Source organism: Ideonella sp., from assembly GCF_035254525.1.
Lineage (GTDB): Bacteria > Pseudomonadota > Gammaproteobacteria > Burkholderiales > Burkholderiaceae_C > Ideonella.
Genome location: NZ_DATFAN010000053.1, coordinates 16,149 through 29,890, shown reverse-complemented (window position 1 = coordinate 29,890; position 13,742 = coordinate 16,149). Strand labels below are relative to the sequence as shown.

The 13,742-nt window shown below is 71.1% G+C and carries 14 protein-coding genes and 1 pseudogene; 7 read left to right on the top strand and 8 right to left on the bottom strand.

Going from position 1 to position 13,742, the window contains the following annotated elements; genetic code table 11:
* Positions 1-36: 36 nt before the first annotated feature.
* The 5 genes from VJ693_RS04925 to VJ693_RS04905 are packed head-to-tail and all read right to left on the bottom strand — an operon-like array spanning position 37 to position 5,683.
* Positions 37-1,197, bottom strand: a complete 1,161-nt coding sequence (locus VJ693_RS04925; RefSeq protein ID WP_324152359.1) for an acyl-CoA dehydrogenase family protein — start codon at positions 1,195-1,197, stop codon at positions 37-39.
* A 4-nt stretch (positions 1,198-1,201) separates the two neighbouring features.
* The gene (locus VJ693_RS04920) at positions 1,202-2,065 is read right to left on the bottom strand and encodes an enoyl-CoA hydratase family protein (RefSeq protein ID WP_324152358.1); all 864 of its coding nucleotides are present in this window, start codon (positions 2,063-2,065) and stop codon (positions 1,202-1,204) included.
* Entirely contained in the window at positions 2,062-2,586 is a 525-nt protein-coding gene (locus VJ693_RS04915) for a MarR family transcriptional regulator (protein ID WP_324152357.1), read from the bottom strand. The genes VJ693_RS04920 and VJ693_RS04915 overlap by 4 nt, the downstream gene beginning before the upstream one ends.
* Positions 2,583-3,338: an SDR family NAD(P)-dependent oxidoreductase gene (locus tag VJ693_RS04910; RefSeq protein WP_324152356.1), complete on the bottom strand. Its 756-nt coding sequence runs from the start codon at positions 3,336-3,338 to the stop codon at positions 2,583-2,585. Before VJ693_RS04910 ends, VJ693_RS04915 begins: the two co-directional genes overlap by 4 nt.
* A complete protein-coding gene (locus VJ693_RS04905) occupies positions 3,335-5,683 on the bottom strand; it encodes a bifunctional salicylyl-CoA 5-hydroxylase/oxidoreductase (RefSeq protein WP_324152354.1) in 2,349 nt (782 codons plus the stop codon). Before VJ693_RS04905 ends, VJ693_RS04910 begins: the two co-directional genes overlap by 4 nt.
* Before the next feature lie 100 nt (positions 5,684-5,783).
* On the opposite strand from VJ693_RS04905, the gene VJ693_RS04900 reads away from it, so the two are divergent.
* Positions 5,784-6,608, top strand: coding sequence for a class I SAM-dependent methyltransferase (locus VJ693_RS04900; protein WP_324152353.1), 825 nt, complete (start codon positions 5,784-5,786; stop codon positions 6,606-6,608).
* A gap of 24 nt (positions 6,609-6,632) precedes the next feature.
* Here VJ693_RS04900 and VJ693_RS04895 read toward each other — a convergent pair whose 3' ends face one another.
* The gene (locus VJ693_RS04895; protein ID WP_324152352.1) at positions 6,633-6,947 is read right to left on the bottom strand and encodes a BON domain-containing protein; all 315 of its coding nucleotides are present in this window, start codon (positions 6,945-6,947) and stop codon (positions 6,633-6,635) included.
* A 142-nt stretch (positions 6,948-7,089) separates the two neighbouring features.
* Between VJ693_RS04895 and VJ693_RS04890 the strand changes: the two genes are divergently transcribed.
* From VJ693_RS04890 to VJ693_RS04865, 6 genes and pseudogenes are all read left to right on the top strand, one after another.
* Positions 7,090-7,809: a Crp/Fnr family transcriptional regulator gene (locus VJ693_RS04890; RefSeq protein WP_324152350.1), complete on the top strand. Its 720-nt coding sequence runs from the start codon at positions 7,090-7,092 to the stop codon at positions 7,807-7,809.
* Positions 7,810-7,992: 183 nt separating this feature from the next.
* Positions 7,993-8,733 carry a Crp/Fnr family transcriptional regulator gene (locus VJ693_RS04885; RefSeq protein WP_324152349.1) on the top strand — a complete coding sequence of 247 codons (741 nt, stop codon included), beginning with the start codon at positions 7,993-7,995 and terminating at the stop codon, positions 8,731-8,733.
* On the top strand, positions 8,730-8,888 hold the full coding sequence (locus tag VJ693_RS04880; protein WP_324152348.1) for a DUF3309 family protein: 159 nt from the start codon (positions 8,730-8,732) through the stop codon (positions 8,886-8,888). The genes VJ693_RS04885 and VJ693_RS04880 overlap by 4 nt, the downstream gene beginning before the upstream one ends.
* 37 nt (positions 8,889-8,925) lie before the next feature.
* On the top strand, positions 8,926-10,332 hold the full coding sequence (locus VJ693_RS04875) for a phospholipase D-like domain-containing protein (RefSeq protein WP_324152384.1): 1,407 nt from the start codon (positions 8,926-8,928) through the stop codon (positions 10,330-10,332).
* Between the two features lie 474 nt (positions 10,333-10,806).
* Positions 10,807-10,896: pseudogene (locus VJ693_RS25700) on the top strand (PEP-CTERM sorting domain-containing protein); the annotation flags it as partial.
* A 30-nt stretch (positions 10,897-10,926) separates the two neighbouring features.
* Positions 10,927-11,760 carry a GGDEF domain-containing protein gene (locus VJ693_RS04865; protein ID WP_324152346.1) on the top strand — a complete coding sequence of 278 codons (834 nt, stop codon included), beginning with the start codon at positions 10,927-10,929 and terminating at the stop codon, positions 11,758-11,760.
* Positions 11,761-11,787: 27 nt separating this feature from the next.
* Here VJ693_RS04865 and VJ693_RS04860 read toward each other — a convergent pair whose 3' ends face one another.
* Complete coding sequence (locus VJ693_RS04860; RefSeq protein WP_324152345.1) at positions 11,788-12,360, bottom strand: DUF1003 domain-containing protein; 573 nt, start codon at positions 12,358-12,360, stop codon at positions 11,788-11,790.
* A 25-nt stretch (positions 12,361-12,385) separates the two neighbouring features.
* The gene (locus tag VJ693_RS04855; protein WP_324152344.1) at positions 12,386-13,699 is read right to left on the bottom strand and encodes a cation:proton antiporter; all 1,314 of its coding nucleotides are present in this window, start codon (positions 13,697-13,699) and stop codon (positions 12,386-12,388) included.
* Between the last annotated feature and the right edge of the window lie 43 nt (positions 13,700-13,742).

The window sequence follows — 13,742 nt, the reverse complement described above, 5'->3', positions numbered from 1 at the left end:
CTTGGGGCGGCCCGGCGGCGGCTGAACTCCTGCGGGTCAGCCGTTCTTCAGCACGTCGCGCCCGATGATGAGCTGCTGGACCTCGGTCGCGCCCTCGTAGATGCGCAGCGCGCGGATCTCGCGGTACAGCCGCTCGACGGTCTCGCCGCTCTTGACGCCCAGCCCGCCCCAGAGCTGCACCGCGGCGTCGATCACTCGTTGAGCGCCTTCGGTGGCGAACATCTTGGCCATCGCGGCCTCGCGTGTCACGCCCTGGCCCTGGTCGCGCTGCCAGGCGGCGCGGTAGACCAGCAGCGCCGCCGCGTCCAGCGTGGTCGCCATCTCGGCGAGCTTGGCCTGGGTGAGCTGGAAGTCGCCCAACACCTGGCCGAACATCGACCGGCTGCGGGCCCGTGCCAGGCCCTCGTCCATCGCGCGGCGGCCGAAGCCGAGCGCGGCGGCCGCGACGCTGGTGCGAAACACGTCGAGCGTGCGCATCGCGACCTTGAAGCCTTCGCCGCCTTCGCCGATGCGGTGACTCAGGGGCACGCGGCAGTTCGTGAAGCGCAGCCGCGCCAGCGGGTGCGGCGCGATCACCTCGATGCGCTCGGCGATCTCGAAGCCAGGCGTGCCGGCCTCGACGACGAAGGCCGAAATGCCCCGCGCACCCGGCGCCTCGCCGCTGCGGCAGAAGACCACATGGACGTCGGCGATGCCGCCGTTGGAGATCCAGGTCTTCTCGCCGTCGAGCACCGCCCAGTCGCCCTCGACGCGCGCCGCGCACTGCATCGCGGCCACGTCGGAGCCAGCGTCCGGCTCCGAGAGCGCGAAGGCCGCCAGCGCCTCGCCCGAGGCCACCTTCGGCAGCCAGCGCGCCTTCTGCGCCGGCGTGCCAGCCAGCGAGATCGCGCCGGAGCCGAGGCCCTGCATCGCGAATGCGAAGTCGGCCAGCCCGCTGTGGCGCGCCAGCGTCTCGCGCGCCAGGCAGATCGTGCGGGTGTCGATGGCCGCGGCTGCGCCGCCGAACTCGCGGCCGGCCACGGCGTGCTTCAGCCAGCCGCCCTCGCCGAGCTGCCTGACGAGGCGGCGGCAGGTGGCGTCGAGATCGTGGTCGCCGTGCACGTCGTGCACCTGAGCCGCGGCCCAGGCGTCGAGCTCGGCGGCGAAGCTGCGATGCCGCGCCTCGAAGAAGGGCCAGTCGGTGCGGTCGGTCGCCATGGTGTCAGTTGCCCTCGAAAACGGGCTTCTGCTTCGCGACAAAGGCCCGGTAGGCGCGGCCGAAATCCTCGGTCAGCATGCACAGCGCCTGCGCCTGCGCCTCGGCCTCGATGGCCTGGTCGATCGACATGCTCCACTCCTGGTGCAGCATGGTCTTGGTGATGCCGTTGGCGAAGGTGGGCCCGGCGGCGAGTTGCGCGGCGAGCGCCTGCGCCTCGCCGGCCAGCGCCTCGGGCGCCACCAGCCGGTTGAAGAAGCCCCAGCGCTCCGCCTCTTCGCCGCCGAGCGCGCGGCCGGTGTAGAGCAGCTCGGCAGCGCGCCCCTGGCCGACGATGCGCGGCAGCATCGCGCAGGCGCCCATGTCGCAGCCGGCCAGGCCGACGCGGTTGAAGAGGAAGGCCGTCTTCGAGCGCGTCGTGCCCAGGCGCAGGTCCGAGGCCATCGCGAGGATCGCGCCGGCGCCGGCGCAGACGCCGTCGATCGACGCGACGATGGGCTGCGGGCAGGCGCGCATGGCCTTGACCAGATCGCCGGTCATGCGGGTGAACATCAGCAGCTCGGGCGCCTTCAGCCGGATCAGCGGGCCGATGATCTCGTGCACGTCGCCGCCGGAGCAGAAGTTGTCACCGGCGCCCTGCAGCACCACCACGTGCACGTCGGTCGCGAAACGCAGCTGGCCGAACAGGTCACGCAGCTCGGCGTAGGACTCGAAGGTCAGCGGGTTCTTGCGCTCGGGGCGGTTCAGCGTGATGGTCGCCACGCCTTCGCTCGCCTGCCAGCCGAAATGGCGGGCGGCGTAGCCGGCGAGCGACACGCGGTTGCCGGCGGCCAGGGCCGGGTCGACGCGGTCGGGTTCGTTGATGCTCATGCTTGGTTCTCCTGGGATTGCGACAGGTGCACCCGCAGGCGCCCCAGCAGGTCGTGCAACTCGAGCTTCTGCTCGATGCCGAGCCCGGCCAGCAGCTCGACGACCCAGCCCTCGTGCACCTGGGCGACCTTCTCGAAGGCCTTGCGCCCGGCCGCCGTGAGCGCGACCTTGAACGAGCGGCGGTCCTCGGCATCGGTCTCGCGCACGACCAGGCCCTCGGCCTCGAGGTCGTCGGTGAGCGCGGTGACGTTGCCGCCGGTGACCATCAGGTAGCGCGACAAGGCGCTCATGCGCAGGCCATCGGGGTGGCGATGCAGCTGGGCGAGGTAGTCGAAGCGGGCCAGCGTGATGCCGAATTCCTTGCGCAGCCGGCGGCGGATCTCGGTTTCGATCTGGGTCGTGCAGGCCAGCAGCCGCAACCAGACCTTCAGTGCCTGGTGGTCGGCGTCGCCGGCGCGCGCCTCGATGCCGATCTGGTCGTCGTCGAGCAGGCGCACTGCCTTCAGCGTCGCTTTCTTCACATCGTCTCCCCGCCGCAGACGGCGATCGCCTGGCCGTTCACCGCGCCGGCCCCGGCCGAGCATAACCAGCGCACCGCGGCCGCCACCTCGTCGGGCTGCACCAGCCGGCCCTGCGGGTTGCCCTGGGTGAAGCCGGCACGCGCCTCGGCCTCGCTGCGGCCGGTCTTGGCGACCACCTTGGCGATGCCGTCGCGCACGATGTCGGTCTCGGTGTAGCCAGGGCAGACGGCATTGACGGTGGCGCCGTCCCTGGCCAGCTCGAGCGCGAGCGCGCGCGTCAGGCCGAGCACGCCGTGCTTGGCGGCAACGTACGCCGAGACGTAGGCATAGCCCTTGAGCGCCGCGGTGCTGGCGATGTTGACGATACGGCCACCCTGTCCGCTGGCACCGGACGCGCGGATGTCGGCCAGCGCGGCCTGGCAGCACAGGTAGGGCCCGGTCAGGTTGACGGCCAGCATGCGCTGCCAGAGCTCCGGCGTGGTCCTGGCGAACGGCGCGGTCTCGACCGCACCCGCGTTGTTGACCAGCGCCGTCAACGGCCCCTGCGCGGCGCGCGCGGCAGCGAAGGCCGCGGCCACCGAGTCGGGCTCGGCCTGGTCCATCGCCACGGCGAAGGCGTCGAGCTCGGCGGCGAGCACGGTCGGTGCCTCGCGGCCGGTCAGCGTCAGGCGCCAGCCGTCGTCGGCCAGACCGCGGGCGATCGCCGCCCCGATGCCGCGGCTGGCGCCGGTGATCAAGGCATGGCGGGTCATGTGCCGGCAGCGGCCAAGGCCCGCTCGCGCTGGATCAGCGTTTCCATCTGGCCCTTCCCAGCCCGGTACTGCACCGGCCAGTCGAGCGCGGTGTAGCCGATCTTCGCGGCCTCCTGCAGCGTCCAGGCCGGGTTGGCCAGGTGCGGGCGCGCCACTGCGCACAGGTCGGCCCGGCCGGCGGCAATGATCGAGTTGACGTGGTCGGCCTCGCTGATCGCGCCGACGGCGATCGTCGCGATGCCCGCCTCGTTGCGCACGCGGTCGGCAAAGGGCGTCTGGTACATGCGGCCGTAGACCGGCTTCTGCTCGGGGCTGACCTGGCCCGACGAGCAGTCGATCAGGTCGGCGCCGGCCGCCTTGAAGGCCTGCGCGATCTCGACCGCGTCGGCCGGCGTGATGCCGCCTTCGACCCAGTCGTGTGCCGAGATGCGCACCGACATCGGCTTGTGCGCGGGCCACGCGGCACGCATCGCGGCGAAGACCTCGAGCGGGTAGCGCAGCCGGTTGGCGAGCGCGCCGCCGAACTCGTCCGTGCGGTGGTTGGTCAGCGGCGAGATGAAGGCCGACAGCAGGTAGCCGTGCGCGCAGTGCAGCTCCAGCCAGTCGAAGCCGGCCGCGTCGGCGCGGCGCGACGCGGCGACGAACTCATCGCGGATGCGCTCCATCTCGTCGCGCGTCAAGGCATGCGGTGTCGCGGTCACGCCGGGCTCGTAGGGCTGCGCCGAAGCCGAGACGACCGGCCAGTTGCGGTCCTGGCCATCGATGGGTGCCAAGGGCTTGTCGGCCCCCGCCCCGACCCAGGGCTCGTTGGTCGAGCCCTTGGGGCCCGAGTGGCCGAGCTGCATCGCGATCTTCGCGTCGGAATGGCCGTGCACGAAGTCGACGATGCGCTTCCAGGCGTCGCGCTGCGCGTCGTTCCACAGGCCCGGGCAGCCCGGGGTGATGCGGGCCTCGGGACTGGGGCAGGTCATCTCGGCGAAGACCAGTCCGGCGCCCCCGAGCGCGCGCGCGCCCAGGTGCACGAGGTGGTAGTCGCCGGGGATGCCGTCGACCGCCGAGTACTGCGCCATCGGCGAGACGACGACGCGGTTCTTCAGCGTCAGCCCGCGCACGGTGTAGGGCGTGAACATCGGCGGCACGGCGTGGTGATCCGCCGGCTCGGGCAGGCCGGCGCGCCGGGCGATCCAGCGCTCGTAGCCTTCCAGCCAGGCCTTGTCGCGCAGGCGCAGGTTCTCGTGGCTGATGCGCTGGCTGCGCGTGAGCATCGAGTACATGAACTGCTCGGGCTCGAGCTGGTCGCAGTAGCGCTCGCCGCAGACCTCGAACCATTCCATCGCGTTCCAGGCCGCGTTCTGCAGCCGCAGCACGTCGATGCGGCGCTCGGCCTGGTAGTTGCGCAGCACCTCGGCGATGTGCTCGGGGGCGTCGCCGTGGTCGCGGAACTGTTTCGTCAGCTCGATCGCGTCTTCCAGCGCGAGCTTGGTGCCCGAGCCGATCGCGAAGTGCGCCGTGTGCACCGCGTCGCCCATCAGCACGACGTGGCTGCGGCCGTTGAACATCGACCACTGCTCGCAGGTGACGCGCTGGAAGTTCAGCCAGGCCGAGCCGCGCAGGTGGCGCGCGTTGGTCATCAGCCGCTCGCCCTGCAGGTTGGCGGCAAAGAGCTTCTCGCAAAAGGCCACCGAATCGTCGGCCGTGGCCTGGTCCAGCCCGTGCGCCTTCCACACGTGCTCCGGGCACTCGACGATGAAGGTCGAGGTGGTGTCGTCGAACTTGTAGATGTGGGCCTGGAACCAGCCGTGTTCGGTCTTCTCGAACAGGAAGGTGAAGGCGTCGTACAGGCGCTGGGTGCCCAGCCAGATGTAGCGGTTGGGCCGGGTGACGATGTCGGGCTTGAAGACGGCCGCGTGATTCGTGCGCACCCGGGAGTTGATGCCGTCGCTGGCGATGACCAGGTCGGCGTCGGGGTAGTCGGCGTCCGAGTCGGGCTCGGTCTCGAACACCAGCTTGACGCCCAGCGCCTCGCAGCGTGCCTGCAGGATGTTGAGCAGCTTCTTGCGCCCGATGCCGACGAAGCCGTGGCCCCCGGAGCGGATCACCCGGCCCTTGAAGTGCAGCTCGATGTCGTCCCAGTGGTTGAAGGCCTGCTGGATCTCGTCGGCCGTGACCACGTCCCACTCGCGCATGTGCTCCATCGTCGCGTCGGAGAAGACCACGCCCCAGCCGAAGGTGTCGTACGGGCGGTTGCGCTCGACGACGGTGATGTCGTGGGCGGGGTTCTGCTGCTTCATCAGCAACGCGAAATACAGGCCGGCGGGGCCGCCGCCGATGCAAACGATCTTCATCTGGCCACCTCTGAAATTACTTTAATTGTGAAACATTCAGGTGTCAACCAGTTCGCCACAACCGCCTCAGCGGCGTACATTCATCGCCAGAGGTGGATGGATGAACCCGAACGAGCAGGACCGGGTCAACCAGGCGTGGTACGCCGACCCGTGGTCGGTGGATGGGATGGCGCGCCGCCAGGGTTTCACCGACGAGGGTGAGCGCAGCGCCTTCTGGCGCATTGCCGACGAGATGCGCGGCCGCCCCATCCTCGACCTCGGCGTCGGCCCCGGCCGCACGATCACGCTGCTGCGCGCGCTGAGCGCCGACTACGTGGGCATCGACTACCTGCCGACCATGGTCGATGCGGCCCGGGCGCGCCACCCGTTTGCCGACATCCGGCTCGGCGATGCGCGCAGCCTGGGCGGCTTCGCTGCCGGCCGCTTCGCCCTCGTCGCCTTCAGCTACAACGGCATCGACTCGGTCAGCCACGCCGACCGGCAGCGCGTGTTGGCCGAGGTGTTCCGGGTGCTCGCGCCCGGCGGGGTCTTCTGGTTCTCGACGCTCAACCTCCATGGCCCGGCCCGGCGCTACCGGCCGTGGCGGCCGCCCGCGCCGCGCCGGCCGCAACGCGCCCTGGGCTGGTTGCGCTACGCGCTGGAGGGCCTGCGCGGGTACGCCCGCGTACCGGCGCACTGGCGGCACTACCGGCAGGTGTTGCCGCTGGCCGAGCAGGGCGAGGGCTGGGCGGTGGCGCCCTTCTTCGCCGGCGAGTGGCGTCTGCTGACCCACTACGTGAGCCTGGCGCGCCAACTCACGGACCTGGCCGCGGCCGGCTTCGCGGCTGCGGCCGAGGTCTATGACGACGCCGAGGGCCGCGGCATCGGCCCGGACGATGCGCTGGACGAGGTGTTCTCGTTCAACCTGCTGGCGCGCAAACCCTGAGTCGCGCCCGTGCCTCGCTGTCGCTCAGGGGCGCACGGCGATCTCGTTCTTGACGGACTTCACGCCGTTCACCTTGCGTGCGATGCTCTCGGCGGTCGAGCGCTCGTTCTCGCTCTTGGCAAAGCCCGACAGCATCACGACGCCGTTGAGCGTCTCGACGCGGATGCTGCTGGCATCGACCTCTCGGTTGTCGACGAAGCGGGCCTTGACCGCGGTGGTGATGGCCGTGTCGTCGACGTAGGCGCCAACCGATTCCTGGCCACGCGTGACGGCGCAACCGGTGGTGGCAGCGAGCGTCAGCGCGGTCAGCGTGGCGGCGAGGAGATGGCGGGTGTTCATGGTGTGTTGCTTTCTTCAGAGGAGGGAAACCAGCGTGAAGCTCTTCAACTCACGCTGGGCCCCAGGCTAGCCGCCAGCGACACCGGGGTCTGTTCGCTGCCGCACACATGGAGTACGCTGGCCAGTCGAGACCGCATGTGGCATGACCGCCCTGACCCATCCCCGCCAGAACCACCTGCTCGCCGCGCTGCCCGAGGCCGAGTGGCAGCGCTGGCTGCCGCAGCTCGAGTGGACCGACATGCCGCTCGGGCAGGTGCTGTACGAATCGGGCCGGCTCCTGAGCCATGTGTACTTCCCCACGACGGCCATCGTCTCGCTGCTGTACGTGATGGAAGACGGCGCCTCGGCCGAGATCGCGGTGACCGGCAACGAAGGCATCGTCGGCATTTCGCTGTTCATGGGCGGTGAGTCGACGCCCAGCCGGGCGGTCGTGCAAAGCGCCGGCCAGGGCTATCGCCTGCGGGCGGCCACGATGCTGGAGGAGTTCAACCGCGCCGGGCCGGTGATGCACCTGCTGCTGCGCTACACCCAGGCGCTGATCACGCAGATGGCGCAGACGGCCGTGTGCAACCGCCACCACTCGCTCGACCAGCAGCTGTGCCGCTGGCTGCTGCTCAGCCTGGACCGGCTCCAGGGCAGCGAGCTGATCATGACCCAGGAGCTGATCGCCAACATGCTCGGCGTGCGGCGCGAGGGGGTCACCGAGGCGGCACTGAATCTGCAGAAGCTCGGCCTGATCCGCTATGCACGCGGCCACATCTCGGTGCTCGACCGCCCCGGCCTGGAGGCGCGCACCTGCGAGTGCTACGAGGTGGTCCGCAAGGAATACGCGCGCCTGCTGCCGGACCGCCCGGCGATCTGAATTCACGCCGCAATGTGCGCTGGCGCACAGTCGGCGGGCCAGGCGGGAGAACAGACTGGCGGCACCGATCGGCCTGGCGGAACCCGCGGGCCGGCCCAGGGACCCCGGGGCCCTGGGCCGGCCCGTCCGCCTTCCCCGATCGGACCAGTTTGCTGCGCACTGCGCCCCACCCGCGAGGCCCGCTTGTCCCCTGCCGAGAACCACCTGATCGCACAACTGCCCGCCACGGACCGCAAGCGTCTGCTGGCCCTGTGCGAGCCGGTCCAGCTGGTGATGGGCGAGGTGCTGTGCGAGGCCGGCCAGGCCACCCACCACGCCTACTTCCCGATCGACGGGTTCATCTCGCTGATGGCACGGGTCGACGGCCACCCCGGCCTCGAAGTGGCCATGGTCGGCCGCGAGGGCATGCTCGGCGCGCCGCTGGTGCTGGGCGTGGCCACGGCCCCGCTGCGCGCGCTGGTGCAGGGGCCGGGCAGCGCCTGGCGCATCGCCTCGGCCAACTTCCTGCGCGAACTCGCGCACAGCGAAGCGCTGCAGCGCAGCCTGGGCCGCTACCTCTACATGCGCCTGACCCAGCTCGCCGTGGCGGCAACCTGCCTGCGCTACCACCTGATCGTCCCGCGACTGGCGCGCTGGCTGCTGATGAGCCAGGACCGCGCCCATGCCGACCACTTCCACGTCACCCACGAGGTCCTGGCCGCCATGCTGGGGGTGCGCCGCGTCGGCATCACGGTGGCCGCCGGCACCTTGCAGCGCAGCGGCCTGATCGCCTACCACCGCGGCGACGTCTGCGTGCTGGACCGGCCGGGGCTCGAAGCCGTGGCCTGCAGCTGTTACGAGGCCGATCGTCTGGCCGGCGCACGCACGGCACGGATGTCGACCACCGGCCACCTCCACCTTGAACCCGCGAGGAGCACATCATGAGCCTTGGCACCATCCTGCTGATCGTCCTGATCCTGATGCTGGTCGGCGTCATGCCCACCTGGCCACACAGTTCCGGGTGGGGCTACGGCCCGAGCGGCGCACTCGGCGTGATCGTCGTGATCCTGCTGGTGCTGCTGCTGCTCGGCAAGATCTGAAGCCCCAGACCGCCTGCGAGGGTCCGCCGTGGCGCCCATGACGGCGGCGTGGACCACCGCCCTGGCGCGGTATGCCTTGGCCTGCGCCGGGCTGGCGCTGGCGGCTGGCTGCAGCGTCGTGCCCGCCCTGGTGCCCGACCTCGCCCTGCCGCGCGGCCAGGCGCTGCGCATGGAAGGCGCACGCGGGCCGCTGACGCTGGCCCAAAGCCGGGCCGTGCTCGACGGCCTGCGGCGCCAGAACCCGGCCGCCGATGCGCTCGACCGCCATCTCGCGATCGAAGAGGCCATCGTCGGCAGCCCGCTGACCACGGGCAACCACGCCGTGCTGCTGCAGGACGGCCCCGCCACCTACCAGGCGATGTTCGGCGCCATCGCGGCAGCGCACGACCACATCAACATGGAGACCTACATCCTCGACGACGACGAGGTCGGCCAGCGCTTCGCCCAAGTGCTGATCGACAAGCAGCGCGAGGGTGTCCAGGTCCACCTGATTCGCGACAGCGTGGGCACCCTCGGCACGCCGGCCGCCTTCTTCCAGCGCCTGAGCGACAGCGGCGTGCAGGTGCTCGAGTTCAACCCGCTCAACCCGCTGGTCGCGCGCAAGGACTGGGAGCTGAACCAGCGCGACCACCGCAAGCTGCTGGTCGTCGACGGGCACACCGCCTTCCTCGGTGGCATCAACATCAGCAGCGTGTATTCGGGCGGCTCGTTCGGCCGCCGGCCCAAGCCAGGCGCCGCGCAGCCCGACGCCGCGCCGACCTGGCGCGACACCGACCTGCAGCTGCAAGGCCCGGTGGTGGCCGAGCTGCAGAAGATGTTCCTCGCGGCATGGACCGCCCAGCATGGCCCGCCGCTGGCCGAGCGGGCCTGGTTCCCGCCGCCGCAAGTGGCCGGCCGGCAGGTGGTGCGCGCCATCGGCAGCTCGCCCGACGAGCCCGTGAGCCTGATCCACTCGACGCTGTTGTCTGCGATCGACAACGCCGAAACCAGCGTGCAGCTCACCAACGCCTATTTCGTGCCGGATCCTCAGCTGCTCGCCTCGCTCGTGGCCGCGGCGCGGCGCGGTGTCGCCGTCCGCCTGATCCTGCCTGGCCACACCGACTCGTGGCTGACCCTGTACGCCGGCCGAGCCCACTACGCCCGCCTGCTGGAGGCTGGCGTGCGCATCTTCGAGCGCCGCGGTGCCATCCTGCATGCCAAGACCGCGCTGGTCGACGGCGTGTGGGCCACGGTGGGCTCGACCAACCTCGACTGGCGCAGCTTCGTGCACAACCACGAGCTCGACGCGGTCGTGCTGGGCACCGAGTTCGGCCAGCAGGTGCAGGCCATGTTCGACCGCGACCTGGCCGAGTCCGATGAGGTGCTGCTCGCCCAGTGGGCCGCGCGGCCGCCGACCCTGCGGCTGCTGGAGTGGTTCAGCGGTCTCTGGGCGTACTGGCTCTGAGGGTCGTGCCATAGGTGCGCTACCGCACCGACGGTCGGCCGAGGGCACGCTACAAGGGAACAAGACGCCATGACCCATTGGCGTTAGGCAGCCCGACTCGCCGGCTCGCCCGTTACCCAGGTCGCTGAAGGTTTCCCGATGTCCACGTTCCCGTTCGCCCTGCCCCCCGGATCGACTCCGCGCGCCCGCCGCCGTTGGCACTGGTTGCTCGTGGCCGCGCCGGCGGCGCTTGCCATGCTGGCCGCGCCGGCGCCGGCGCACGCCGGGGCCGACGGCGGCGCGAGCCTGGTCAGCGGGGAGGCCGGTGGCCCGACCGCCGACGAGACCCCGCTCGGTTCGCCGTACGCGGCGTTCGCGCTCAACGCCAACGACGCAGCAACGACCAAACTCAGTCCGACGCAGACCCGCTCGATCGTCAACGGCATGCGCACCGAGTTGAGTTGGCAGGCCCGGACCGACGACTGGCTGGCCACGACCAGCGTCCCCGAGCCGCAAACCTACGCGCTGTGGCTGGCCGGCCTGGCGGTCATCGGCTTCGTTGCGCACCGGCGCGCCGGCCGTTGAAATCTCATTGTCGTCAACCCTGGAGCGTGCATGCTGACCTCTGAAAGCCAGCGGCCTGACCGCCGCAGCCGGCAACTCGACAGCGTGAACCTCCAGTCGACATCGCCATCGCCGGCCGGGCCCACCCCGCCATCGCCGACAGCCGTCGTGCTCGACTGGCCCACGGCGCCCGACCTGCTCCAGGCCATGCTGGGCCGCCAACGCGACCGCCTGGGCTGGCTCGAGGGTGAATTGCGCAGCGCCCAGCGCGAGCTGGCCCAGGCCAGGGCCGAGCTCGCCGGCACCCGGGCCAGCGCGCGCCACGCGCACCACCTGGCCCTGCACGACAGCCTGACCCAGCTGCCCAACCAGCGTTGCTTTCACGATCACCTGGCCAAGGCACTGACCCGGCTGCCGCCCGTGCCAGGCAGCGTGACGGTGCTCTACATCGATCTGGATGGCTTCAAGGCCATCAACGACGACCATGGCCACGACACCGGCGACGAGTTGCTGCGCATCGTGGCGGCTCGCCTGGGCCGTGCGACGCGTGCGGGCGATCTCGTCTGCCGCGTCGGCGGCGACGAGTTCGCGTGCCTGCTGACGGGCGGGATCCCTCATGAACAGCTGCGCCACCTGGCCTGCAAGTTGATCGAAGCGGTCTCGGCGCCCTTGTCCATCGACACGCTGCAACTGACGGTCAGCCCCAGCATCGGCATCGCCACCGGGCCGATACCGGCCGAGAGCGCACAGGCCCTGCTCAAGCGCGCCGACGCCGCGATGTACCGCGCCAAGCGCGAACGCAGCGGCTACGCCTTCTGCCACACCCTCGCTGCGCTCGACCCCGTGGCACGGGGTGGGCCCGAGCGGGCCGCCGCGCTGATGTAGGCCCAGCCCGGCCGGCCGGGCTGGCGTTCAGCCCATCGGCGGCGCGTTCTTCCGCTCGCCGATCAGATCGGAGAGCAGCCCCAGTTGCCTCTGCTGCAACGCGAGCAGCTCCTGCCACTGCGCCTGACGCAGTTCGTCCAGCTTCTCATGCAGCAGCATGATCTCCAGCTCGGCCTTCAGGTTGACCTCGTAGTCGTGCTCGGCGCCGATCCGGTCCTTCTCGGCCTGCCGGTTCTGCGACATCAGGATGATGGGCGCCTGGATCGCCGCGAGCATCGACAGGAACAGGTTGAGCAGGATGTACGGGTAGGGATCGAAGGTCTCGCCGTGCCGCGACATCAGCCAGCCGTTCAGCCCCACCCAGACGAGCATCGCCGCGCCGAACAGGCCGACGAAGGTCCACGAGCCGCCGAACCGGGCCACCGCGTCGGCTGCACGCTGGCCGCGGGTGGGCCGCCGCTCGTCGCCCTCCTGCGCGAGGTTGCGGGCGATGTGCTGGCGCTCGGCCACGTGGCGTGCCACCTTCTGCGCGCGCGCATCGAGCCGGTCGTAGGGCGCCTTGAGCAGTCGGGCGGCGATCTCTTCGGGTCGATGGTGCATGGTCGGGCCTCGTCGTTCGGGCGGTTCAGCGCCCCCGCGCGGCCCGGCGGCGCGACAGGTAGCGCTGCATCAGCGGTTGCGCGGTGAGCCCATGCACGATGACCGAAGCGGCGACCGTCCACAAGGTCAGCGAGACCAGCACGTCGGCGACGCGGCCCGCGAGCCCCAGGTGCAGCGCCAGCAGCAGGTAGAACACCGAGCCGATGCCGCGCATGCCGAACCACCCGATCAGCACCCGCTGCGAGCGCGTCAGGCGCTCGCCCAGCGTCGCCGCCAGCACCGACAGCGGGCGCAGCACGCCCAGCAGCAGCGGCACGAACCACCAGACGGCCGGCAGGGGCTTGGCATAGGCCAGCATCGCGCCCACCACCAGCACCAGCGCCAGCTCGGCGAGCTTCTCCAGCTGCTCGTTGAAGCCGCGCACCGAGTCGCGCATGGTGGCGCTGGCATGGTGCGAGTGCGTGGCCAGCGTCTCGTAGGAATGGCCCTGCGAATCGGTCGCCGCCGGCAAAGGCCGGCTGCCCGAGCGCGGCCGCTCGCGCACCCGCTGCAAGGCCAGGCCGGCCGCGAAGACGGCGAGGAAACCCGAGGCCTGGCCGAGCTGGGCCACGCCATAGGCCAGGGCCAGCAGACCCAGGCCGAGGAACTCGTCCAGCCCGACGGCTTCGTCATGGCGGCTGCGCAGGTAGACGACGAGCCGGCCGGTGGCCGCGCCCAGCAGGCCACCGATGGCGACGCCACCGCCGGTGGCCCAGACGAGGTCGACGCTCCACCAGCGCCAGCCGACGGGGCCCAGCTCGTGCAGGCCGAGCAGCCCCAGGCCCAGCATCACGAAGGGGAACGCCGCCCCGTCGTTCAGGCCGCCCTCGCCGGCCAGGCTGAAGCCGAGCCGGTCGGGCTTGGCGCCGCGGTCCGACGGCACGCCGGCGGCCAGCACCGGGTCGGTCGGCGACAGGATGGCACCCAGCAGCACCGCGGCGCCCACTGGCAGGCCGAGCCAGGCCACGCCGACCGCCGCCACCATCGCCACCATCGCGGCCATCGACACGAAGGCCAGGCGCAGCGGCAGGCGCCAGCGCCAGTCGCGCAGCGGCACGCCCAGCTGCAGCCCGACGGCGAACAGCGAGATCAGCAAGGCCACCTCGGCCAGCGCCTGCAACGCGGCGGCGTGGGCGTAAGGGTCCGGGCGCAGCACGTCGGCCACGCGCGGGCCGAGCAGCCAGCCCAGCACCAGGTAGATCATTGCGCCGGTCAGCGGCAACCGGCCCAGCAGCGTGCCGGCCAGCACCATGCTGACCAGCAGCACGCCGACGAAGAACGACCACTCGGGCAGCGACATCGTGATCGGGCGGAGGGCGGAGCGCGGCTCAGCCCGCCGCGCA

What these genes read in the sequence shown, in the direction of transcription:
- VJ693_RS04890 (WP_324152350.1), top strand. Translation starts at nt 7,090, where the DNA reads ATGACCGCCCTGACCCATCCCCGCCAGAACCACCTGCTCGCCGCGCTG.
- VJ693_RS04875 (WP_324152384.1), top strand. Translation starts at nt 8,926, where the DNA reads ATGACGGCGGCGTGGACCACCGCCCTGGCGCGGTATGCCTTGGCCTGC.
- VJ693_RS04910 (WP_324152356.1), bottom strand. Translation starts at nt 3,338, where the DNA reads ATGACCCGCCATGCCTTGATCACCGGCGCCAGCCGCGGCATCGGGGCG.
- VJ693_RS04920 (WP_324152358.1), bottom strand. Translation starts at nt 2,065, where the DNA reads ATGAGCATCAACGAACCCGACCGCGTCGACCCGGCCCTGGCCGCCGGC.
- VJ693_RS04855 (WP_324152344.1), bottom strand. Translation starts at nt 13,699, where the DNA reads ATGTCGCTGCCCGAGTGGTCGTTCTTCGTCGGCGTGCTGCTGGTCAGC.
- VJ693_RS04925 (WP_324152359.1), bottom strand. Translation starts at nt 1,197, where the DNA reads ATGGCGACCGACCGCACCGACTGGCCCTTCTTCGAGGCGCGGCATCGC.
- VJ693_RS04880 (WP_324152348.1), top strand. Translation starts at nt 8,730, where the DNA reads ATGAGCCTTGGCACCATCCTGCTGATCGTCCTGATCCTGATGCTGGTC.
- VJ693_RS04905 (WP_324152354.1), bottom strand. Translation starts at nt 5,683, where the DNA reads ATGAAGATCGTTTGCATCGGCGGCGGCCCCGCCGGCCTGTATTTCGCG.
- VJ693_RS04895 (WP_324152352.1), bottom strand. Translation starts at nt 6,947, where the DNA reads ATGAACACCCGCCATCTCCTCGCCGCCACGCTGACCGCGCTGACGCTC.
- VJ693_RS04865 (WP_324152346.1), top strand. Translation starts at nt 10,927, where the DNA reads ATGCTGACCTCTGAAAGCCAGCGGCCTGACCGCCGCAGCCGGCAACTC.
- VJ693_RS04860 (WP_324152345.1), bottom strand. Translation starts at nt 12,360, where the DNA reads ATGCACCATCGACCCGAAGAGATCGCCGCCCGACTGCTCAAGGCGCCC.
- VJ693_RS04900 (WP_324152353.1), top strand. Translation starts at nt 5,784, where the DNA reads ATGAACCCGAACGAGCAGGACCGGGTCAACCAGGCGTGGTACGCCGAC.